This window comes from Ferrovum myxofaciens (assembly GCF_000735045.1).
Taxonomy (GTDB): Bacteria; Pseudomonadota; Gammaproteobacteria; order Burkholderiales; family Ferrovaceae; genus Ferrovum; species Ferrovum myxofaciens.
The window spans coordinates 1-265 of record NZ_JPOQ01000563.1 but is presented as its reverse complement, the minus strand read 5'-3'; the positions used below and the strand labels follow the sequence as shown (position 1 = coordinate 265).

The following is a 265-nucleotide window of genomic DNA, read 5'->3' as shown; positions in this document are numbered from 1 at the left end:
AAGTCAGAGCACCCGGAATGTTCGTCGAACAATTGCGTCGCAAGGCTGAAAGTGCTGGCGGCAAGTTGATTGATTTGCACACCTGGTCGCTGAAAATGTCGCAGTACGACCACACCACCGAAGTTTGCACAAAGAAGCTGCTCAGTCAGCGGTGGCATGTGCTGGGGGATGGATCGGGAGTTGTGCAACGGGATGTGTATTCCGCATTCCTCGCACGCTGCGTTATGAGCAACACGCACCACCCATCCCATATCGAAACGATGTG

The 265-nt window shown here is 54.0% G+C and carries 1 pseudogene; it reads left to right on the top strand.

Annotated features, from left to right (window positions below):
* Window positions 1-17: 17 nt before the first annotated feature.
* Window positions 18-265 (top strand): annotated as a pseudogene (locus IV91_RS0115115) (transposase); the annotation flags it as partial.